Here is a 20,870-nt window from a genome sequence, read left to right on the forward strand (position 1 = left end):
CCCGCCCCGCCGGTTCGGCCCCACCCGTCTGCCCGCCGTATCCTCGGCGACCATGGAGCGCCCCACCCGGTTCGAGCACAGCCGCTGGGTCGGCGACAAGCGGGACCAGCGGGTCCACGACCTCGACCACTGCGAGCCCGCCGTGATCGAGGAGCTGATGGAGGCCCGCACCTACCTGGCGTTCGGGCCCGACACGCTCGCCGAGGCGCGCAACCGGGGCTACCGCCTGTGTCGCTGCCCCGGGACCCGGGCCGCCCACCGCGCCCAGGTCGACGTCGACGCCGAAGCCTGACGGCGCGTGGCCGTCGACGACCACCCGGTCCGGTCGGGGCCGCTGACCCTCGTCGGCCACCTGGCCCGCCCCCGGGCCCGCACCAGCACGGCCAGCCGACCGGGCCTCGTCCTGACCCACGGGCTGCCGCCTCCCACGGCCGGCGCCGCCGACGCCGGCAACGACCTGCCCGAGCTGGCCGATCGCATCGCCACCACCCTGGGCTGGATCGTGCTCGCCCTGCGCCTCCGGGGCGCCGGCGGATCAGAGGGCGACTTCTCGCTCGGTGGCTGGCGCTCCGACATCGCCGCCGGCCTGGCGTCGCTCCGGGCCGTGCCCGAGGTCGAGCGGACCTGGCTGGTCGGCTTCGGCACCGGCGGCGGGCTCGCCATCTGCGCCGGGGCGGCGGACCCCGACGTGGTCGGCGTGGCCGCCCTCGCCGCCCCCGCCGACTTCGACGACTGGGCCAGCCACCCCCGCCGCCTGCTCCAGTTCTGCCGCGAGGTCGGGATGATCTCCACCCCCGGCTTCCCGTCCCAACCCGAGCTGTGGACCCGCGAGCTGCGGGAGATCCGACCCGTCGCCGTGGCCCGCCAGCTCGCCCCCCGCCCCCTGCTCGTCGTCCACGGGGCCGACGACGAGGCCGTGCCCCAGTTCGACGCCCGGTTCGTCGCCGACTCCCACGGCTCGGCCGAGCTGCGCATCGTCAGCGGGGCCGGCCACCAGCTCCGCCACGACCCCCGTGCCGTCGCCGTCCTGCTCGGCTGGCTCGACCGCCAGGCCAACACGTAGGCGTTCGCTCGGGGTCAGACCCCAAGTGGACGCGGGCGGGGTCAGCTACCAGCTGCCGCCGCCTCCACCTCCGCCGCCGCCGCCGGAGAACCCGCCGCCGGAGAACCCTCCGCCGCTGAAGCCGCCGCCGCCGGAGGAGGGCGGTGGAGGGGCGGTGGTGGTGGACGAGAACGACGAGAGGTAGAGGGCGGGCATGAGCACGCCGTTGGTAGAGGACACCTCGACCGGCGGGATCGACGAGGCACTCAGGGCCCGGTTGAAGGCGTCGGCCTCGCCCAGGGCCACGGCCCACGCCGCGTACTCCCGCAGGAGCCCGTGCTGCCAGGCCCACTCCACGTGCTGGGCCTCGCTGTGGTGGAGGAAGCGGCGGAACGACTCGGCCCGGAGGGCGATGGCCGAGCCCCGGGCCGACAGGCCCCGGGTCAGCACCGAGTAGAGCGCCAGGGCGACGGCGCCCACGACGATCACGGCGACGGCCACGGCGGCGAAGCCGGTCCGGAGCCCCACGGCGAGACCGCTGCCGCCGGCCAGGACGAGGAAGGCGGCCGGGACCAGGCAGCCCGACAGGGGGCCCAGGCCTCCGGTGCGCCCCGAGGACCCGTAGCGCGGCGGGCGCCGCCGGAACACGCCGGAGGACAGCACCCAGGCGTCGATGGCCCGCCCGGCCTCCTGCCAGGCGGCGGCGAAGTCGGCGTCGTAGGTCCCGAGGGGGACGGCGTTCCCGGTGCCGAAGGCCCGGTTGAGGATCGGCGCGGCCACGGCGTCGGCCTCGGCCGCCTTGGGCCCGGTCCGGAGCACGCCGCCGCCGGCACCGTCGATGGTGACGATGTCGTGGGCGGCCAGGCCGGAGAAGAAGGCACCGACGGTGCGGTCGTCGATCTTCTCCCGCAGCACGACGGCGCCCTGCCACGGCTCGATCCCGCCCGGTGGCACGAACTCGACGCCGGCCAGCTCACCCATCTTGGTGTCGGCCACCATGGTGCTGCCGGGCACGCTCGGCGGGGGCTCGGTGGGGGCGGCGTGCTCGGGACCGAAGTCCTCGGCGCCGTAGGCGAAGGCTGCGTCGGTGGCCCCGCCGGCGGCGACCTCGTTGCGTCCGATCCGTCGGCACAGCAGGTACACGGCCACGGCGACGGTGGCGCCCAGGACGCCCACGATGGCGGCCCAGCGGAGGCGGGCGGCGTCGTCCCGGTCCTCGAACGGCGGCGGCTCGGGGACCTCGGCCGGGCCGGTGGCGACGACGTCGCCGGCGACGGTGACGGCCTCGTGGTCGCCGAGGTCTTCGACCTCGGTGCGGTAGGCGGTGCCGGTGCCGTCGATGGCGCAGCGCTCGTCGGACCCGTAGGGGCCGGTGAAGCACTCGGACCGGGCCAGCTCGGCGCCGAGCACGGTCACGGTGACGTCCTCGCTGGGCACCGGCCACCGGTCGCCGATGGCGTTGAGGGCGAAGCGGTCGTCGCGGACGGTGTCGGGCAGGACGTAGGAGATGACGTAGCGGTGCCGGCCGCTGATCTCGCGCCCCTCGTCGCCGATGCGGATCTCCGTCTCGCCGCCGAGGCTGTTGACGGTGAAGGCGTCGGGGGCGGTGGGCGACGAGACCTCGATGTCGGTCGGTGCGCCGCCGCTGGCGGGGATGGTCCGGAAGATGCCGTGCCGCTGGTCGGCGCCGAAGTCCCAGTCGATCACCTCGCGGACGGCGACGGTCCGGTCCTCCCGGATCACGGCGACGACGTCGTAGGCGGTGATGCGCTCGGACCCCACCGCCGGCCCCAGGCAGCCGCCGAAGGCCAGCCCGGCCAGCACCACGACGAGCAGCGCCAGCGCCGCGTGCCTGCCGCGCAGCGAGCTCACCACGATCCGCCTCCACGGCCTCGGGGGCTCCTCGTCACCATGATCCGCCTCCCCCGCCCCCGTCGCCGCCGCCGACGGATCCCCCTCCGCCATCGCCGCCGCTGGAGCTGGGGGCGGTGTGGGTGGCGCTGACGCTGGAGGCGTAGACGGCGGGGACCATCACCGAGGAGGCGCCGTCCTGCTCGACGGGGGGGACGGCCGAGCGGGCGAGGGCGTCCTTCCAGGCCCGGGCCTCGCCCAGGGCGACCGCCCAGGCCGAGTACTCACGGAGGAGCCCGTGCTGCCAGGCCCACTCGACGTGCTGGGCCTCGCTGTCGTGGAGGAAGCGGCGAAACGCCTCGGTGCGGAGGGCGATGGCCGACCCCCGCCAGCTGAGGCTGCGGACGAGCCGCCAGTAGACGGCGAGACCGACCGCCAGGGGCACGACCACGGCCAGGAACAGGGCGATGGGCACGCCGAGGACCCCGACGGCCCGGCCGAGGAAGTACAGGCCGACGACCAGCGGGATGCCCACGCCGAGCCCGACGCCGAGCACCAGACCGAGGCGGGCGCCGCCGACCAGGCTCGACCGCCGGGGCGGGCGCCGCCGGAACACGCCGGAGGTGCGGACCCACGACTCGACGGCCGTGCCCGCCTCCTTCCACGCCCCGGCGAACGCAGGGTCGTAGCCGCCGAGGTCGATGCCGGGGCGCCCGGCCAGGGCCCGGTTGAGGATGGGGGCGGCGATGGGGTCGGCCGTGGCCGCCGCCGGCCCAGGCCCGAGGCGCAGGGCGCCCTGCTCGTCGCCCCCGAACGAGACGATGTCGTGGGCGGCGAGGGAGGAGAACCAGGCGCCGACGGTGCGGTCGTCGATGGCCTCGCGCAGGACCGCCGCCCCCTGCCACGGCTCGACGCCGCCCGGTGGCACGAACTCGACACCGGCCAGCTCGCCCATCTTCTCGTTGGCGACCATCCGGGTCCCCGGCGGCGAGTCGTCGACGTCGTGGGTGGTCCCGAAGGTCTCGTTCCCGTAGGCGAAGGCGGCCTCGGTGGCCCCGCCGGCGGCGACCTGGTTCCGCCCGACCCGACGGCAGACCAGGTAGGTGGCCAGCCCGACGAGGAGGCCGACCACCGTCACCAGGGCGGCCCACCGGAGCCCGGCGCTGCCGTCGCGCTCGGCCATCGGCGCCAGCTCGGGCAGGGTGGCCTCGGTGCGCGCCCCGACCCGGCCCTGGACGGTGATGCCCTCGTGGGGGTCGAGGTGGTCCGCCGTCGTGCGGACGCCGCCGTCGACCTCGGCGACGGCGCACCGGTCGCGGGACCGCTCCCGGCCCCGGAAGCACTCGACGTCGGAGAGGTCGGCGCCGACGATGCGGGCGTCGACGCCGTCGATGGGCACGTCCCACTCCGGCCCGATCAGGTTGAGGGCGACGAAGTCGTCGCGCACCACGGAGGGGAGCGTGTAGCGGATCTCGTAGCGGTGCCGGCCCCGGACGGTCTGGTCCGCGTCGCCGATGCGGATGCGGAGCGAGGCCCCCTCGATGGTGGTCTGCACGTCGGCAGGGGCGTCCGGCGACGACACCTCGACGTCGGCGGGCCTGCCGCCTGCGCCCAGGGGGATCTCCCGGAAGATGCCGTGCTTGTCGACGGCGAGGACGCCGAAGTCCCAGTCGATGACCTCCCGCACCCGCACGCTGCCGTCGTCCTGGACGGCCGCCACGACCTGGAACCCGGTGATCCGCTCCGTCCCGATGACGGGCCCGACGATGCCGAGGCCGACGAGGGCGGCGACGACCAGCACCGACGCCACCACGGCGAGGTGCCGGAGCCCCATGCGGAGCGGCACCGGCTAGGCCTTCGTCCCAGCCGCGGCCTTGGCCTTGGCCTTCTGCTCCTTCTTCCAGGCCCGGACGCGGTCGAAGGCCTCCTTCGAGTCGACGTCGGCCACCGAGAGGCGGCGGCCGTCGCCGAAGGCCCCGGCGGCCTCCTCCCACCCGGCGGGGGTGACCCCGAGCCGCTTGGCGAGGAGGGCGACGAAGATCTGGGCCTTGTCCGACCCGAAGCCGGGCAGGGCGCGCAGCCGGCGCAGCAGGTCGGGGCCGTCGGCCGCCTCGGTCCACAGCGCCTCGGCCCGCCCGTCGTACTGCTCGACGAGGGCGGCGCAGACGGCCTGGGTCCGCTCGGCGAACGCCTTCGGGAACCGGTGCAGCGCCGGCGGCCCCTTGAAGATGCGCACCATCTCCTCGGGGTCGGTGCCGGCGATGGCGGCGGCGTCGAGGGGCCCGCCGCCCATGCGCTCGGCCAGGTCGTAGGGCGACCGGAACGCCTTCTCCATCGGGATCTGCTGGTCCAGCAGCATGCCGATCAGCAGGGCGAGGGGGTCGTCCAGCAGCAGGCGGTCGGCGGCGTCGTCGCCGGTCACGGGGAAGCTGGGCTCGCTCACGAGCACCGACGGTAGCGGCGATCGCTGGCGCCGTCCGCGGCGAGCCGTCGCCTACGGTCGGGTCGATGCCCCGCCTGCCCCGCCGCTCCCCCCGGCGCTGGCCGGCCGTGGTCGTGGCCGCCCTGCTCGTGCTCGGCGCCTGCTCCGGCGACGGTGACGGCGAGGGATCGGCCGGCACCGACCCGGCCGACGCCAGCGGCGGCGACCGCGTCGCCGTCAGCGCCGCCGACCTCGGTCCGTTCACCGAGGTCGATCCCGACGACCTCGCCGGCCCCGGCACCCCGCTCGGCGCCGGGCTGTCCGTCCCCGAGGGCGCCTTCCTCCAGGGGACCACGTTCCCCGACCTGGTCGGCGGCGGCTACCGGGCTTTGCTCCTGGTCACCGGCGACACCGTCGCCGTCTTCGACGCCCTGGCCGGGCAGGCGTCGAGCCTGGGCATGGAGGGCGACGCCGGGTGCCTGGGGGGGTTGGCCGAGATCGGGTGCGAGGCCGAGCTCGTCGACGGCTCCGACGGCGAGAGCCTGCACCTCTCGGCCGTCCGCCGGGTGAACCCCCTCATCGGCGTGGCCTCGGGGGTCGGTCTGCTCTACCGCCCGCCCGGCAGCGACGACGGAGGCGCCGACCCGGGGGGCACCCCCCCGACCTCGCCGCTGCCGGAGGTCGTCCTGCCCGACCCCGTCCCCGCCCCGCCCCCGGAGGACGTGGCCCTGGCCGTGCGCAACCTCGAGGGCCCGGCCCGCCGGCTCGAGCTCGGCAGCTCGCTCGTCGGCCTGCCCGGCCCCTGCGCCTGCGCAGGCGGCGGCTGGTCGATGGTCGTGCGCCTCGACGGCGTCGAGCGCGACGTGCTGCACGGCTACGTGCGCCAGCTCTCCGACCTGGGCGAGGCCCCCGACCTCGAGGACCGCCACCGCGACGACGTGACCGTCCTCGGCGTCCGCGTCGGCGAGGGCGCCGCCACCGCCGAGATCCGCGCCACCGTCCCCGACGACGGCCAGGCCTACGCCATCATCACCGTCCGCCCCGGCTGAGGGGTTTCTCAGCGTCGCGGGAGATCTGGGTGCTCGGCATGGGAGCGTCGTCTGCCCCGCGAGTGACTGAGACTCACCTGGTCCAGGGGGCGGCGACGTCGGGGTCGATGCCGTGGCGGGCGGCGGCCTTGACGGCCTGGTCGGCATCGATGTGGCCGGCCCGGGCGAGCGACGAGAGGACGGCGACGACGACGTGGCCGCTGTCGGTCTCGAAGAAGCTGCGCAGGGCCTCGCGGGTGTCGGAGCGGCCGAAGCCGTCGGTGCCGAGGGCGGTGTAGGGGCGGGCGACCCAGCGGGAGATCTGGTCGGGGACGGCGGCCATGTAGTCGGTGACGGCCACGACGGGAGCGGACCCCTCGCCGAGCAGCTGGGTGACGCGGGGGACCCGGGGTGCCTCGGTGGGGTGGAGCCGGTTCCAGCGCTCGACCTCGAGGGCCTCCTCGCGGAGCTGCTTCCAGCCTGGGGCGCTCCAGAGGTCGACCCCGATGCCGTGCTGCTCGGCCAGCTCGGCCTGGGCCGCGGTGGCGGCGAGGTGGCTGGTGCCGGAGAACAGGATCGAGGCCTGGGCCTGGGTGCCCTCGGGGGCGTCCTGCCAGCGGTAGAGGCCCTCGACGATGCCCTCGACCGCCCCGTCGGGCATGGCCGGCATCGGGTGGTTCTCGTTGTAGAGGGTCAGGTAGTAGAAGACGTCGCGCCCGTCGGGGCCGTACATGTCGTGGATGCCGTGGCGGACGAGGGCGGCGACCTCGTAGGCGAAGGCGGGGTCGTAGGCCTTGCACACGGGCACGGTCGAGGCGAGCACGAGGCTGTGGCCGTCCTGGTGCTGGAGGCCCTCGCCCATCAGCGTGGTGCGCCCGGCGGTGGCGCCCATGAGGAACCCCTTGGCCCGGTGGTCGGCGGCCTGCCAGATCAGGTCGCCGACCCGCTGGAAGCCGAACATCGAGTAGAAGATGAAGAACGGCATCATCGGCACGCCGCGGGTGGCGTACGACGTGGCGGCCGCGGTCCACGAGGCCATGGACCCGGCCTCGGTGATGCCCTCCTCGAGCAGCTGGCCGTCGAGGGTCTCGGTGTAGCTGAGCAGCAGGGAGTGGTCGACGGGCTCGTACTTCTGGCCCTGCGAGGCGTAGATCCCGAACTCCTTGAACAGGGAGTCCATGCCGAAGGTCCGGGCCTCGTCGGGGATGATCGGGACGATGCGGCGGCCGAAGCCGTCGGTGCGGGCCAGGGCCCGCAGCAGCCGGGTGAAGGCAGTGGTGGTGCTGGCGGCCTGCTTGCCCGAACCGGCGAGGAGCTCGGCGAAGGCGTCGTCGGGCGGGAGGGTCAGCGGCTTCTTGACCCGCACGACCCGCGACGGGAGCGAGCCCCCGAGGGCCTGGCGGCGCTCCATCAGGTAGGTGTGCATGGCGCTGCCGACCTCGGGGCGGTAGTACGGCGGCTCCCGGTCGTCGGCGAGGGCCTCCTCGGGGATCTCCTCGTGGAGGTAGAGGCGCTCGCGCAGGCTCCGCAGCTGCGTCATCGTCATCTTCTTGATCTGGTGGGTGGCGTTGCGGGCCTCGACGCCCTCGCCGAGGGTCCACCCCTTGATCGTCTTGGCCAGGATCACCGTCGGCGCCCCGCGCTGCTCGGTGGCGGCCCGGTAGGCGGCGTAGAGCTTGGCGTAGTCGTGGCCGCCGCGGGGCAGGTTGCGGAGGTCCTCGTCGCTGAAGTCGTCGACCATGGCCCGCAGGCGGGGGTCGGGGCCGAAGAAGTGGTCGCGGATGTGGGCCCCGTCGCTCACCGCGTAGCGCTGGAAGTCGCCGTCGACGGTGCTGTTCATCTTGTCGAGCAGCACGCCGTCGACGTCGCGGGCCAGCAGCTCGTCCCAGCGGGAGCCCCAGATGACCTTGATGACGTTCCACCCGGCGCCCCGGAAGACGGACTCGAGCTCCTGGATGATCTTGCCGTTGCCGCGCACCGGGCCGTCGAGGCGCTGCAGGTTGCAGTTCACGACCCAGACGAGGTTGTCGAGCCGCTCGCGGCCGGCGAGGGCGACGGCGCCGAGGGTCTCGGGCTCGTCGGTCTCGCCGTCGCCGACGAAGCACCAGACGCGGGTCTCGTCGGTGGCGTCGATCTGGCGGGCGTGCAGGTAGCGGTTGAACCGGGCCTGGTAGATCGACGAGATCGGGGCCAGGCCCATCGACACCGTCGGGTACTCCCAGAACTCCGGCATGAGCCGGGGGTGCGGGTAGCTGGACAGGCCCCGGCCGGACAGCTCGCGGCGGAAGCCGTCGAGGTCCTCGGCCTCGAGGCGGCCCTCGAGGAAGGCTCGGGCGTAGATCCCGGGCACGGCGTGGCCCTGGATGTGCACGGCGTCGCCGGCCCGGCCCCCGTCCTTGCCCCGGAAGAAGTGGTTGAACCCGACCTCGTAGAGCGACGCCGAGGAGGCGTAGGTGGCCAGGTGGCCGCCGATGCCGTCGGCCGCCTTGTTGGCCTTGATCACCATCACCGCCGCGTTCCAGCGGATGTAGGCCCGGATGCGCTGCTCCATGGCCGCATCGCCCGGGAACCAGTACTTGAGCGCCTGCTCCGACGACGGGATGGTGTTGATGTACGGCGTCCGCACCGGGGCAGGGATGCCGAACTGCAGCTCGTGGCTGCGCTCCAGGAGCTTCTGCATCAGGAACTCGGCCCGGCTGCGGCCCTTCACGCTGGCCACGGCGTCGAGCGACTCCAGCCACTCGCGGGTCTCGTCCGGGTCGACGTCGGGGAGGCCGCCGACGAAGTCGTCGCTGATGCTCATGCCTGGTGTGCCTCCGATGGGGGGATCGACGGGCGTCCCCCCACTCTCGCACCGGCGCCCCCGGTTCGCACCGGACCGGTGTGAACCCCGTGCGAACTCGGTGGCAGATGTGGGACGTTCATCCCACATCTGCCACCGAGTTCGGGGCGCGGCCGGGCGTTTCTGCGATGCTCGCCCGATGCCGGGGCCGCCGACCATCGTCTCCACGTCCTCCGACCCCGCCCACCACCCTGGCCGCGGTCGGCGGGCGGGCGGCTGACGCCGTGGGGGCGCCGACCATCGTCTACACGGATGGGGCCTGCTCGGGGAACCCCGGTCCGGGGGGGTGGGCGTGGGCCGTGCCCGGCGGGGCGTGGGCCCGGGGCCACGCCGCCCACACGACCAACCAGCGCATGGAGCTCCAGGCCGTGCTCTCGGCCACCGAGATGCTCGAGGGCGAGCTCGACATCGTCACCGACTCGACCTACGTGGCCAACTGCTTCCGCGACGGGTGGTGGCGGGGCTGGGAGAAGCGGGGCTGGAGGAACGCGGCCAAGCAGCCGGTCGCCAACCGCGACCTGTGGGAGCCGCTGATCGAGGCCCACAAGGCGGGCCGCTTCGGCGTGCCCCGCTGGGTCAAGGGCCATTCCGGCGACGTGATGAACGACCTCGTCGACCGGCTGGCCGTGGCGTCGAGCCTCCAGGGTGACGACGCCTCGGGGGACACGCCGCCGTCGCCCGACGAGCTGGGCCCGGCCGACGCGCCGTCGGTCCGGTCCGCCACGGGCCCGGCCAGCCCGCGCCTGGCCGAGCTCGACCCGGCCGCGCGGCGGGCCGAGCGCCGCAAGCGGGACGGTCGCATCCCCGAGGGCACGCTCCTGGTGGCCGGCGGCATGCGGGACCTGCCCGACGACGACGCGGGCCACGCCGCGCTCCGCCGGCACCTGGCCGAGCTCTTCGCCGGCTACGCCCAGCTCCACGACGACCTCCGGGTGCTCACCGGGCTGCGGGCCGGGGCCGAGGCGCTGGCGGGCGAGGCCGCCCTGGAGGCCGAGGTCGACTGGGTGGCGGTGCTGCCCTGGCCCGACCCCCAGGAGCACATGCGGTCGGCCGACCGCGACCGCTTCGTCGCCCTCCGGCGGCTGGCTCCCGCCGAGGTGGTCCTCGAGCGGAAGGTCCCCGCCACCCGCCAGGACCGGGCCAAGGGCCTGAACCGGCGCGACGCCTGGCTGGCCTCGGTGGCCGACCTGGCCGTCATGGTGTGGGACGAGGTCGACGCCGCCGGGCGGGAGATGACCGTCCGGTTCGAGAAGGCCATCCCCGACGACGTGGTGATCATCCCCCCGACGCCGTGACACCACCGTTCTGTCAATCCCCATGCGCCTCAGGTGCGCATGGGGATTGACAGAAGCGGAGCGCGGGTGCCGGCCCCGCTGACGGGAAGAGGCGGGCCCGGCGGCGGGTTGGGTGGGGTAGGCCCCACCACCCCTGGGGAGCGCACCCCCGTGACGTTCGCTTCGATCGAGCAGATGATGGGCAGCGTCCCCGCCGAACCACCACAGTCCAAGGTCCCCACCCATGAGCTCAGAGCGCACCAACGTCCTCGTCGCCACCGCCGGCCTCGCCCTCGTCCTGCTGATCTCGCCGCTCTCCCTGCTCGTGACCGTGGCCGTGGTGGCCACCATGCTCGGCGTCGCCCTCACCTACCGGCTGACGGCCAGCCCCGTGCAGGTCGTCTACGCCGAGGTCCCGGCCGAGGTCCCCCGGCGCCAGCGTCTCACCCCCCGCCGCTGACGCCGGGCCCGGGAGCGCTCGTCGCTCCCGACCCGGGGTGCCTCAGGCGCCCCGCCCGCTGGCCCCGAACCGGCACCGTCCCCCCCGGTGCCGGCGACGGGGCCAGCGTCGCGTCCGGGCTGCCATGCTCGGTGGGTGACGTCCTCGCCCGATGCCCGCTCCCGCGTCGGCGTCGACACCGGGGGCACGTTCACCGACGTGGTGGCGGCCGACGGGTCGGTGGTGAAGGTCCCGTCGACGCCGTCGGACCCCGGTGAGGCGGTCCGCGCCGGCATCGGCGCGGTGGCCGGCGCCGCCGACCGGCCCGGCGTGCTCGCCCACGGCACGACGGTGGCCACCAACGCCCTCCTCGAGCGACGGGGCGCCCGGGTCGCCCTGGTGACCAACGAGGGCTTCGCCGACCTGGTCGAGATCGGCCGCCAGGACCGCCCGTCGCTCTACGATCCCTTCGCCGACCGCCCCGTCCCGCTGGTCGATCGGGTCGACCGCCACGAGGTGCGGGCCCGCGTGGCTGCCGATGGGAGCGAGGTCACTCCGGTCGACCTCCACGGGCTGGCCGACCTCGGCCTCGGCGAGGCGGAGGCGGTCGCCGTGTGCCTGCTCCACGCCGACCTGGCCCCCGACCACGAGGTGGCCGTGGCCGAGGCCCTCCGGGCCGAGGGCCACGACGTCAGCGCCTCGCACGAGGTCTCGCCCCAGTTCCGGGAGTACGAGCGGACGGTGACGACGGTGGTCAACGCCGCCCTCCGCCCACCGTGCCGGACCTACCTGCGGGGCCTGGCCGGGGCGGCCGACGAGGTGCTGGTCATGTCGTCGGCCGGGGGCCTGGTCCCGGTGGAGCGGGCCGCCGACCTGCCGGCGACGCTCCTGCTCTCCGGCCCCGCCGGGGGTGTCGCCGCCGCCGCCGAGGTCGCCGTGGCGTGCGGGTTCCCCGACGCCGTCACCTTCGACATGGGCGGGACGAGCACCGACGTCTGCCTGGTGCGCGACGGGATGCCGGAGCCCGCTGGGGAGCGGGTGGTGGCCGGGTTCCCGGTGCGCCTCCCGTCGCTCGACGTCCACACCATCGGCGCCGGGGGCGGCTCGATCGCCGCCATCGACCCCGGCGGGGCGCTGGTCGTCGGCCCCCGCTCGGCCGGCGCCGTGCCCGGTCCGGCCTGCTACGGCCTCGGCGGCACCGAGCCGACGGTCACCGACGCCGACCTGGTCGCCGGGCGCCTCCCGGCCGACATGGAGCTCCCCGGCCTCGGCCGGGTGTCGGTGGAGGCCGCCACCGCCACCCTCGAGGCCGCCGGGGTGACCGCCGAGGGCGTCATCACCGTGGTCGAGGCGGCCATGGAGCAGGCCGTCCGGGCCGTCACCGTGACCCGCGGCGTCGACCCCCGCCCGCTGGCCCTGGTGGCCTTCGGCGGGGCCGGCCCCCTCCACGCCTGCGGGCTGGCCGACGCCCTCGGCATGGCCACGGTGATCATCCCGCCCCGCGCCGGCGTCCTCTCGGCGGTGGGGCTGCTGTGCGGTGCCCGCCAGCACGACGAGGTGCGATCGTGGCCGACCCCCCCCGACCACACCGGCCTCGACGAAGCGACCGCCGACCTGGCCCGGATCGCCGAGGAGTCCCTGGTCAGGGGCCACCCTCGACCTGAGGTCGAGATCGAGGTGAGCGTCGACTGCCGCTACGCCGGCCAGAGCCACGAGCTCCGGGTGCCCACGGTCGCCGCCTTCGCCGCCGAGCATGAGCGGCGCAACGGCTACACCCGGCCCGACACGCCCGTCGAGGTCGTCGCCCTCCACGCCACCGCCCGCCGGCCGGCCCCCCTCGCCGTGGGCGACCTGCCCCCGGTCACCCGGGCCGCCGCCGTCGGCCCTGCGGTGATCGCCGAGGTCGACTGCACCGTGTTCCTGGCCGAGGGCTGGCGGGCCGAGCCCGGGCCCCTCGGCGCCCTCGTGCTGACCCGGGTCGATCGATGAGCCTCGATCCGGCCGGGCTCGCCGTCCTCATCGCCCGCCTCACCGGGGTGGCCGAGGAGATGGGCGCCGTGCTGCGCCGCGGCGCCTTCAGCCCCAACATCAAGGAGCGGGCCGACTGCTCGGCCGCCCTGTTCACCGCCGACGGCACCCTGCTGGTCCAGGCCGAGCACATCCCGGTGCACCTGGGGTCGATGCCGGCGTCGGTCGCCGCCGCCATCGCAGTCGCCGGACCTGACCCCGCCCCGGGCGAGCAGTGGATCGTCAACGACCCCTTCGCCGGCGGCACCCACCTCAACGACGTCACCCTGGTGGCCCCGTGCCACACCGCCGAGGGACGCCTGGTCGGCTGGGTCGCCAACCGGGCCCACCACGCCGACCTGGGCGGCGCCGCCCCCGGGTCGCTCCCGGCCGACGCCACCGAGATCCAGCAGGAGGGGTTCCGGGTGCCGCCCATGCGGTTCACCGCCGAGGTCCGCCAGCTGCTCGTGGCGTCGTCGCGGACGCCCGACGAGCGCCGGGGCGACATCGACGCCCAGGTCGGGGCGAACGTCGTCGGCGTCGAGCGCCTGGCCGCCCTGGCCGACGAGCCCCTCGACGAGGTCATCGCCTACGGCGAGCGCCGGATGCGGGCCGCCATCGCCGCCCTGCCCGACGGGACCTGGACGGCCGTGGACCAGATGGACTCCACCGGCGCCGGGCCCGACCAGCGCGAGCCGGCGACGGTGGCCGTCGCCGTGACGATCGGCGGCGAGGATGTCACCTTCGACTTCACCGGCACCGCCCCGCAGAGCCGCGGCAACGTCAACGCCGTCGAGGCCGTCACGGTGAGCGCCGCCGTGTTCGCCCTGCGCTCGGCCATCGACCCGGGTGTGCCGGCCAACGGCGGCGGCCTGCGGGTGGTCGAGGTGATCGCCCCCCCTGGCACCCTGGTCGCCGCCCGGCCCCCGGCGGCCGTGGGGGCGGGCAACGTCGAGGTCAGCCAGCGGGTGGCCGACGTCTGCCTCGCCGCCTTGGCCGGCGCCGCCCCCGACCGGGTCGGCGGGGCCTCGCAGGGGACCATGAACAACCTGCTCGTCGGGGGCGTGGGCTGGGTGTACTACGAGACCGTCGCCGGCGGCCAGGGGGCCCGGCCCGGGCGTGCCGGCATGAGCGGCGTCCACACCGGCATGACCAACACGAAGAACACGCCGATCGAGGCGCTGGAGCGGTCGTTCCCGCTGCGGGTCGTCGCGACCCGGCTCCGACGGGGGAGCGGGGGCGCCGGCTCGGCGGCCGGCGGCGACGGCATCGAGCGCGACCTCGAGGTGCTCGAGGACGTCACCGTGAGCCTCATCACCGAGCGCCGGACCAGCCCGCCCCCCGGCCGGGCGGGCGGTGAGCCCGGTGCGTGCGGGGAGAACTGGCTCCTCCCCGCCGGCGACGAGGGCAAGGCCGAACAGCTCCCCGACAAGTGCACCCTCCGCCTCAACGCCGGCGACGTCCTCCGGATGAAGACCCCCGGCGGCGGTGGGTGGGGGAGGCGCTCGGAGCGCGCCGGGCGTCAGAGACCCCAGAACGGGCCCGACAACCCGACGGAGCGGAAGTAGTCGCGAGCCGCGTCGGGCTCGCGCCGCACGTAGCCGCGCTCGAGGCGGCCGGCGTACCAGCCCCGGGCGAGCCGCCACAGCGTCGCCAGGTCGAAGACGTCGCCCTTGTCGTGCCCGGTGACCTCCAGCCAGCGGTCGACGCAGTCCTCGGCGCAGAAGAGCCGCTGGTTCCCGCAGGTGTGGACCACGTCGTCCCAGATGTGCGCCGCGGGCACGAGGAAGTGGGCGACCTCCTCGCCCTCGGGCGGATCCTGGCGTCCGACGACCCAGGCCAGGGCGGCGTCGCAGCCCGGGCACCGGGTGGCCACCAGCACCTCGGGCTCGTCCGGCAGGAGGTGGGGCACGGCGAAGGAGTCCCAGGCGCACCCGCCCCACCACAGCGTCTCCCGTCCCATGACCGAGAACCCCAGGGGGATCGCGGCGAAGGGGTGGGCCATCACGATCCGCCCCTCTCGGAGCACGACGTGACGTTGGTCGGCCAGCACGTCGAGGGCGTCGTCGACGGAGGCCTCGTCGGTGGCGAGCGCAGCGGCGAGCGATGCTCGGTCGGGCAGGACCCCGGCCGCGAACTGGTGCACGACGGCGAGACGGACGTCCTCGACCTCGATGGTCACCTCTCCATCGTCGCGCGCCGTCTGCGGGCTCGCGATCTGACGCCAGGCTGGATGCCGGTTCGCCCGGCGGCGGTGGAGGTGGGACGGTGGGCCCATGGATCGCTCGGTGTCGTGTCACCTGGAGGCCGACATCGAGGGCGTGGCCGACGTGACCCTGTCCGTCGCGGTGGCGGCCGACGCCGAGCGGGCCGAGGAGTCCCTCGCGGTGACGCTCGATGGCCGCCCGGTGCCGGCGACGGAGATCCTCGACGACCACGGGACGCGGCTCCACCACCTCGAGCGTCTGGGGCCGGGCCGGCTGCGGGTCGACTACGCGGCCACCGTCACCGGCACCGCCCCGGCGGCCCCGGTCACGCCGGTGGACCTCATCCGCTACGTCCGACCCAGCCGCTACTGCGAGTCCGACCAGCTCGGCGCCGTGGCCCGGGCCGAGTTCGCCGGCCTCCACGACCGCGACCTCGTCGACGCCGTGTCCAGCTGGGTCGGGTCCCGGGTCGCCTACATCTCCGGGTCGAGCCGCCCGACCGACGGCGCCGTCACCACGCTGCTCTCCCGCCAGGGGGTGTGCCGGGACTTCGCCCACCTGGTGATCGCCCTGCTGCGCGCCTGCGACGTGCCCGCCCGGCTGGTGTCGGTCTACGCCCCGGGCCTGGCCCCGATGGACTTCCACGCCGTCGCCGAGGCCCACGTGGGCGGGGAGTGGCTCGCCCTCGACGCGACCTGCCTGGCGCCCCGCCCCGCCATGGTGCGCATCGCCACCGGGCGCGACGCCGCCGACACCGCCTTCCTCACCACCGCCGGCGATGCCGTCCGGATGGGCGACATGGAGGTCGTGGCCGTGGCCGACCCCACCCTGCCGATCGACGACATCACCCAGGCCGTCCGTCTCGGCTGACGCTTTCCCAACTAGACCGCCCGGTCAATAAGGTGCGGGCCATGGAGATCAACGGGATCAGCGCAATCGTCACCGGCGGGGCCTCCGGCCTCGGAGAGGCCACCGCTCGGCTGCTCGCCGAGAGGGGCGCCAAGGTCGTGGTGGCCGACATGAACGCCGAGAAGGGCGAGGCCGTCGCCAAGGACATCGGTGGCGTGTTCGCCACCACCAACGTGGCCGACCCCGACGCCGCCATCGCCGCCGTCGAGGCCGCCAAGGAGCTGGGCCCGCTGCGCGCCCTGGTCAACGCGGCCGGCATCGGCTGGGCCACCCGCACCATCGGCAAGGACGGCGAGTACGCCTCGGCCCACGACCTCGACGTGTTCAAGAAGGTCATCGAGGTCAACCTGGTCGGCTCGTTCAACATGATCCGCATCGCGGCCACGGCGATGAGCACCCTCGACCCCGTCGACGAGCACGGCGAGCGGGGCGCGGTCGTCAACGTGGCCTCCGTCGCCGCCTTCGACGGCCAGATCGGCCAGGCCTCCTACTCCGCCTCCAAGGGCGGCGTGGTCGGCATGACCCTCCCCATCGCCCGTGACCTCTCGGCCGTCGGCATCCGGGTGAACTGCATCGCCCCCGGCCTGATCGACACCCCGATCTACGGCACCGGCGAGGCCTCCGAGCAGTTCAAGGACCGCCTCCGCGCCGGCGTGCTGTTCCCCAAGCGCCTCGGCACCTCCGAGGAGTTCGCCACCCTCGCCCTCGAGCTGCTGAGCAACAGCTACCTCAACGCCGAGACCGTCCGCATCGACGGCGGCATCCGCATGCAGCCGAAGTGACGCCGTTAGGCGGCGCTGCGGCTGCATGCAGCGAGGACGGGTCGGCGCAGCCGACACCGCTGGGCGTGGCGGGTGGGTGAGCCGAAGTGAGCCCGAAGGGTTCACTGCTGTCCAAGTGACGTGACGCGGGACGACCCGCAGCCAACCGGGCTGCGGGTCGTCCCCTGCCCCAGGACGGGGCCCTCGTCGAGCGGGACTACTCGACGATCATCCCGGCGTGCATGCCGTGGGTCAGGTGCGGCGGGCCGGCACCGGGGATCTCCGGTGGTCCCTCCTCCGACGGCGGAGCGTTGAGGTACGCATCCGGGTCCACACCCGTGGGGATGAAGCAGACCACGGCGTAGCGCCCGGGCTCGGCGAGGGTGCCGTCGCCGACGGCGTCGATCTGCTCGCCGCCGGGTGGGGCGAGCAGCACGGTGGCGGGCGGTCCCTCTCCGAAGATGGCGCCGATCTCCTCCTCGGGCAGGGTCACCAGCTCCTCGACCGGGCGGGTCTCGTCGTCGGGGATGCGGAAGGCCACCAGCTCGTGGAGCTCGGCCGCGGAGTCGTTGGTGATGGTCAGGCGGGTCCCGGCGGGCACCCGCTCGGGCAGGTCGAGGAAGGAGTAGTCGACGAGGCGGACCTCGACGACCGGGCCCTCCTCGGACGGTCCGCTGCCGGCGTCCTCGGCGGCCGCGCCCTCGGGCGGTCCTTCGGTGGTGGTGGACGCCTCCAGCTCGGTGGTCGTCTCGGCGTCGGTCGCGTCGTCGTCCTCGTCGTCTCCGCACCCGGCGAACACGACGGTGACGACGGCGCAGCCGAGGACGAGCCGAGCGGCCCAGCGCAGGGCGGTGTGGTGGGTGGTCCGGCCGGGCGGCCGGGTCGGGGTGGTCATGGTGATCTCCTGGGGTGCGTGGTGGTGCGGGGGGCGGCGGACGCTCGTCGCGTGGCCGCCGCCGTGGGGCGCGGGCGCTCGGCTCAGGCCGGGTGGCTGCCCTTGTCGGCGGGGTTGGCGACCTCGTAGATCGAGGTGATGGGCTCGACGCTCGGGTGGCTGCCCTTGTCGGCCGGGTTGGCGAGGTCGTGGAGCGAGTGGGCCTCGTCCACCCGGGCGGCGACCGGGGTGACCTCGGTGCCAGCGGTGGGCTCGGCGGTGTCGTCGTCGCCGCACGCGGTGCCGAGCAGCAGCGCGGCGGCGAGGCCGCTCGCGGCGAGGGACCGGCCGACGGTGCGCAGGCGGGGTCGGTGTCGTCGGGCGGTGGTGGGAGTGGCGGTGGTGGTCATGGCGCTCTCCTGGGGTCGTGGGCGTCCATGGCCTGATGTGGCCACGGACGCCGCCGCCCCACATCGGCACCCCCTACCGAGGTCGCCGGCCCCCGATCAGCGACCGTCCGTGGCGCGAGTGGGCGTCGGAGGGCGGAGCAGCCGCGCCAGCTCGGCCCGGTCGCTGGTCCCGAGCTTGGCGTAGGCGTGGTTCAGGTGGCTGTTGACGGTGCGGAGCGAGAGCCCCAGGGCGGCGGCGATCTCCCGGTTCGTGCGCCCCCCGGCGGCGATCAGCGCGATCTCGCGCTCCCGGGCCGTGAGCTCCTCGGCCACGTCGGTGTCGTCGAGACCGACCAGCAATGGCGTGACTGCGCCCTGGCACCGGGTGCGGAGCTCCTGGGCCCGCCGGCGGGCGGCGGCCTCCTTCCGCCGCATCCCCTCCCCGGCGTGGGCGACGGCGGCCTGGGCGGATGCCTCCGCCGCGGCCAGCAGGGCGCCGGTGCCGACGAAGCGGGTCGCAGCCTCGTCGAGGGCGTCCCCGTCATCGCGGGCGAGGCCCCTGGCGAGGATGGCGGCGGCGGCCGGAGTGGGCTCGCCGAGGCGGCGGCCCAGCTCGGCGAGGCGGTCGGCGGTGCGCCGGGCGGCCCCGATGCGGGTCGCGTCGAGGAGGGCCAGCACCTCGAGGCCGTGGGCGCCGGCGCCGGCCATCCGGTCGGCCACGTCCAGGGCGCGGTCGGACCCCGTGGTGAGCTCGCCGCGGCCGGCGGCCAGCCAGGCCTCACCCAGGTCGAGCAGCGCGGCGGCGTCGGGGATCCAGGAGTCGCCTCGGGCCCGGGCGACGGCGAGCGAGCTCTCGGCCGCGCCCACGTCCCCGGCCTGGGCGGCGGCGGCGACGGCGGTCCCGCCGGCGGCCACGGCCCGCCCGAACAGGTAGGACTGATCGCCGATGAGCTCCACCGCCTCGCGGGCGCGAGCGGCGGCGTCCCCGACGCGACCCCGCTCGAGGTCGGTTCGGGCCAGCAGCTGGAGGGGCTGGGCCCGGTGCACCCGGTCGTCGGGGACACCGTGCTCGACGAGCCCGGCGAGGAGGGCGCCGGCCTCGTCGAGCCGCCCGGTGAGGGTCGACGCCAGCTGGTAGGCGGTCGAGAGGAGCACGCCCGGCATGGGGTCGACGTCGAGCAGCTCGAGGGCCGGTCCGGCCAGGGCGTCGAAGGCGTCGACCACCGGCTGGCCCTCGCCCTGCAGCGCCCGGGCGAGGGCCTCGGCGGTGCGACCCGAGCTATCGTGGAGCGGCTCGGCGTCGTCGGCGACGACGGCCAGGCCGGCGAGCGTGCGGGCCCGGTCCAGGAGCAGGCCCTGGACGGCGAGGCGGGCGCCGGTCGACGCCACCCGGGCGGTCACCTCGGGGGGAAGGGTGGCGAGGGCCGTGTCGATGGCGTCGATCCAGGGCGGGCCGGCGCGGCTTCTCCACCACAGGCGCACGGCGCGCAGGTCGACGACCTCGGCGGACTCCTGCGGCGTCTCCGCCCGGCTGGCGGCCAGCTCGACGGCGGCGTCGAGCTCGGCGAGGCGCCCCTGGAGGCCGATGGCCCGAGCGTGGGCGAGGATCGCCAGGGTGCCGCCGCCGGCGTCCTGGGCGGCCTGCGCCAGCCGGGCGGCGAGGGGGTGGTCCTGCAGGTGCATGGCCCGGGTGGAGGCGGCGGTCAGCAGCTCGGCGTCGCCGGGCTCGCCCCCGGCCTCCTGCAGCCAGACCGCGACGCGGAGCGGCTCCCGCTGCTCGAGCCCGTGGGCCAGGGCGGCGGTGGCCAGGTCGCGCTGGTGGGCCCGGGCCACCAGCCGGGGCGTCGTGGCGCGCAGCACCTCGGAGTAGAGCGGGTGGCCGAGGCCCACCACATCGGCCTCGCCCCGGCGGGCCACGCCGACGAGGCCGGCGGTCTCGAGCCGAGCGATGACGTCGACCGGGACGAGCTCCTCGACCAGGGCGAGGGGGAGGGGCTCGCCGAGGGCGATCAGCTCCAGGACGCGCCGGTCGTCGTCGGGCACCCGGCCCATGCGCTCGCTGACGAGGTCCGAGAGGCGGGCGGTGCCGACCGCCCCGTCGGCCAAGCGCCACACCCCGGCGGTCTCGGAGAGGTGGCCCAGCTCGAGGGCGGCCTCGGTCACCTCCCGCAGGTAGAGGGGGTTCCCGGCGGATAGCTCCCAGAGCCGCCGGCGGGCCACGGAGTGCACGCGGCCGCCGAGGCGGTGGGTGAGCAGCCGGGCGCACTGGTCCTCGGTGAGGGGCCGGAGGTCGATGCGGGCGCCGGTGCCGTCCCTGCCGAGCGCGGTGACCGAGTCCGGGCACGGCTCGCCGCTGCGGACGGTGGCGACGAGGCGGGCGTCGGTGTGGTGCACGAGGTGGTGCACGAGGGCGGCTGACCCGTCATCGAGGAGGTGGGCGTCGTCGACGAGGACGGTGATCGGCCCGTGCTCGAGCAGGCGGTCGGCCACCGCTCGCAGCGTGCCGAGGCGGTCGTGGGCGGGGTTGACGGTGGCGGGGGACCAGGGGGCGAAGGCGGCGAAGGGCACCGACGCGCTCGACCGGGTGGCGACCACCGCGGCGGTGGGCCCGTCGACGGTGCCCAACCAGTCGCTGACGAGGCGGGACTTCCCGACGCCGGACGGACCGACGACGACCACCGGACCGGCCCGCGCCCGGGCGGCCAGGAGCGTCATCTCCTTGTCTCGTCCCACGAGAGGCCACCCGGTGGCGACGTCGGCCACGGCGTGACGCTACCCATCGGCGGTCGGCCGTGCGCCGGGTCCGAGCTCGGCGCGGAAGACCG

At 75.4% G+C, this 20,870-nt stretch carries 17 protein-coding genes; 9 read left to right on the forward strand and 8 right to left on the reverse strand.

Features of this window, described 5'->3' with window-relative positions; translation table 11 throughout:
* Window positions 1–52 precede the first annotated feature (52 nt).
* Together HC251_RS07620 and HC251_RS07625 are read left to right on the forward strand one after the other, a co-directional pair.
* Entirely contained in the window at window positions 53–292 is a 240-nt protein-coding gene (locus HC251_RS07620; RefSeq protein ID WP_219944701.1) for a hypothetical protein, read from the forward strand.
* 6 nt (window positions 293–298) lie between these two features.
* The gene (locus HC251_RS07625; protein WP_219944702.1) at window positions 299–1,063 is read left to right on the forward strand and encodes an alpha/beta hydrolase; all 765 of its coding nucleotides are present in this window, start codon (window positions 299–301) and stop codon (window positions 1,061–1,063) included.
* Between the two features lie 45 nt (window positions 1,064–1,108).
* Here the strand turns inward: HC251_RS07625 and HC251_RS07630 are convergent, their stop codons facing one another.
* From HC251_RS07630 to HC251_RS07640, 3 genes are read right to left on the reverse strand one after another with little or no spacing between them, the layout of a single operon-like run.
* Complete coding sequence (locus HC251_RS07630; protein WP_219944703.1) at window positions 1,109–2,914, reverse strand: DUF2207 domain-containing protein; 1,806 nt, start codon at window positions 2,912–2,914, stop codon at window positions 1,109–1,111.
* 34 nt (window positions 2,915–2,948) lie between these two features.
* On the reverse strand, window positions 2,949–4,739 hold the full coding sequence (locus HC251_RS07635; protein WP_219944704.1) for a DUF2207 domain-containing protein: 1,791 nt from the start codon (window positions 4,737–4,739) through the stop codon (window positions 2,949–2,951).
* Between the two features lie 3 nt (window positions 4,740–4,742).
* Window positions 4,743–5,336, reverse strand: coding sequence for an HhH-GPD-type base excision DNA repair protein (locus HC251_RS07640; protein ID WP_219944705.1), 594 nt, complete (start codon window positions 5,334–5,336; stop codon window positions 4,743–4,745).
* Window positions 5,337–5,401: 65 nt separating this feature from the next.
* On the opposite strand from HC251_RS07640, the gene HC251_RS07645 reads away from it, so the two are divergent.
* Window positions 5,402–6,364, forward strand: a complete 963-nt coding sequence (locus HC251_RS07645) for a hypothetical protein (RefSeq protein ID WP_219944706.1) — start codon at window positions 5,402–5,404, stop codon at window positions 6,362–6,364.
* A 73-nt stretch (window positions 6,365–6,437) separates the two neighbouring features.
* Here HC251_RS07645 and aceE read toward each other — a convergent pair whose 3' ends face one another.
* Window positions 6,438–9,146, reverse strand: coding sequence for a pyruvate dehydrogenase (acetyl-transferring), homodimeric type (gene aceE, locus HC251_RS07650; protein ID WP_219944707.1), 2,709 nt, complete (start codon window positions 9,144–9,146; stop codon window positions 6,438–6,440).
* A gap of 263 nt (window positions 9,147–9,409) precedes the next feature.
* On the opposite strand from aceE, the gene HC251_RS07655 reads away from it, so the two are divergent.
* The 4 genes from HC251_RS07655 (at window position 9,410) to HC251_RS07670 (ending at window position 14,473) form a co-directional block, all read left to right on the forward strand.
* Window positions 9,410–10,480, forward strand: a complete 1,071-nt coding sequence (locus tag HC251_RS07655) for a ribonuclease H (RefSeq protein WP_255566631.1) — start codon at window positions 9,410–9,412, stop codon at window positions 10,478–10,480.
* 223 nt (window positions 10,481–10,703) lie between these two features.
* A complete protein-coding gene (locus HC251_RS07660) occupies window positions 10,704–10,919 on the forward strand; it encodes a hypothetical protein (RefSeq protein WP_219944709.1) in 216 nt (71 codons plus the stop codon).
* Between the two features lie 135 nt (window positions 10,920–11,054).
* On the forward strand, window positions 11,055–12,887 hold the full coding sequence (locus tag HC251_RS07665) for a hydantoinase/oxoprolinase family protein (protein WP_219944710.1): 1,833 nt from the start codon (window positions 11,055–11,057) through the stop codon (window positions 12,885–12,887).
* Window positions 12,884–14,473 carry a hydantoinase B/oxoprolinase family protein gene (locus HC251_RS07670; RefSeq protein ID WP_219944711.1) on the forward strand — a complete coding sequence of 530 codons (1,590 nt, stop codon included), beginning with the start codon at window positions 12,884–12,886 and terminating at the stop codon, window positions 14,471–14,473. The genes HC251_RS07665 and HC251_RS07670 overlap by 4 nt, the downstream gene beginning before the upstream one ends.
* On the opposite strand, the gene merB is transcribed toward HC251_RS07670, so the two are convergent.
* Window positions 14,428–15,081, reverse strand: coding sequence for an organomercurial lyase (gene merB, locus HC251_RS07675; RefSeq protein WP_370651283.1), 654 nt, complete (start codon window positions 15,079–15,081; stop codon window positions 14,428–14,430). The genes HC251_RS07670 and merB overlap by 46 nt on opposite strands.
* A 100-nt stretch (window positions 15,082–15,181) precedes the next feature.
* On the opposite strand from merB, the gene HC251_RS07680 reads away from it, so the two are divergent.
* Together HC251_RS07680 and HC251_RS07685 are read left to right on the forward strand one after the other, a co-directional pair.
* Window positions 15,182–15,982: a transglutaminase family protein gene (locus HC251_RS07680; RefSeq protein ID WP_219944713.1), complete on the forward strand. Its 801-nt coding sequence runs from the start codon at window positions 15,182–15,184 to the stop codon at window positions 15,980–15,982.
* A 41-nt stretch (window positions 15,983–16,023) separates the two neighbouring features.
* The gene (locus HC251_RS07685) at window positions 16,024–16,803 is read left to right on the forward strand and encodes an SDR family NAD(P)-dependent oxidoreductase (RefSeq protein ID WP_219944714.1); all 780 of its coding nucleotides are present in this window, start codon (window positions 16,024–16,026) and stop codon (window positions 16,801–16,803) included.
* 196 nt (window positions 16,804–16,999) lie between these two features.
* On the opposite strand, the gene HC251_RS07690 is transcribed toward HC251_RS07685, so the two are convergent.
* From HC251_RS07690 to HC251_RS25495, 3 genes are all read right to left on the reverse strand, one after another.
* The gene (locus tag HC251_RS07690) at window positions 17,000–17,677 is read right to left on the reverse strand and encodes a hypothetical protein (protein WP_219944715.1); all 678 of its coding nucleotides are present in this window, start codon (window positions 17,675–17,677) and stop codon (window positions 17,000–17,002) included.
* Between the two features lie 83 nt (window positions 17,678–17,760).
* On the reverse strand, window positions 17,761–18,066 hold the full coding sequence (locus tag HC251_RS07695; RefSeq protein ID WP_219944716.1) for a hypothetical protein: 306 nt from the start codon (window positions 18,064–18,066) through the stop codon (window positions 17,761–17,763).
* A 96-nt stretch (window positions 18,067–18,162) separates the two neighbouring features.
* Window positions 18,163–20,808 carry a LuxR family transcriptional regulator gene (locus HC251_RS25495; RefSeq protein ID WP_255566632.1) on the reverse strand — a complete coding sequence of 882 codons (2,646 nt, stop codon included), beginning with the start codon at window positions 20,806–20,808 and terminating at the stop codon, window positions 18,163–18,165.
* Between the last annotated feature and the right edge of the window lie 62 nt (window positions 20,809–20,870).

It is taken from the genome of Iamia sp. SCSIO 61187 (assembly GCF_019443745.1).
In the GTDB taxonomy this organism is placed as follows: Bacteria; Actinomycetota; Acidimicrobiia; order Acidimicrobiales; family Iamiaceae; genus Iamia.

What these genes read in the sequence shown, in the direction of transcription:
- HC251_RS07620 (WP_219944701.1), top strand. Translation starts at nt 53, where the DNA reads ATGGAGCGCCCCACCCGGTTCGAGCACAGCCGCTGGGTCGGCGACAAG.
- HC251_RS07645 (WP_219944706.1), top strand. Translation starts at nt 5,402, where the DNA reads ATGCCCCGCCTGCCCCGCCGCTCCCCCCGGCGCTGGCCGGCCGTGGTC.
- aceE (WP_219944707.1), bottom strand. Translation starts at nt 9,146, where the DNA reads ATGAGCATCAGCGACGACTTCGTCGGCGGCCTCCCCGACGTCGACCCG.
- HC251_RS07660 (WP_219944709.1), top strand. Translation starts at nt 10,704, where the DNA reads ATGAGCTCAGAGCGCACCAACGTCCTCGTCGCCACCGCCGGCCTCGCC.
- HC251_RS07670 (WP_219944711.1), top strand. Translation starts at nt 12,884, where the DNA reads ATGAGCCTCGATCCGGCCGGGCTCGCCGTCCTCATCGCCCGCCTCACC.
- HC251_RS07680 (WP_219944713.1), top strand. Translation starts at nt 15,182, where the DNA reads ATGGATCGCTCGGTGTCGTGTCACCTGGAGGCCGACATCGAGGGCGTG.
- HC251_RS07685 (WP_219944714.1), top strand. Translation starts at nt 16,024, where the DNA reads ATGGAGATCAACGGGATCAGCGCAATCGTCACCGGCGGGGCCTCCGGC.
- HC251_RS07690 (WP_219944715.1), bottom strand. Translation starts at nt 17,677, where the DNA reads ATGACCACCCCGACCCGGCCGCCCGGCCGGACCACCCACCACACCGCC.
- HC251_RS07695 (WP_219944716.1), bottom strand. Translation starts at nt 18,066, where the DNA reads ATGACCACCACCGCCACTCCCACCACCGCCCGACGACACCGACCCCGC.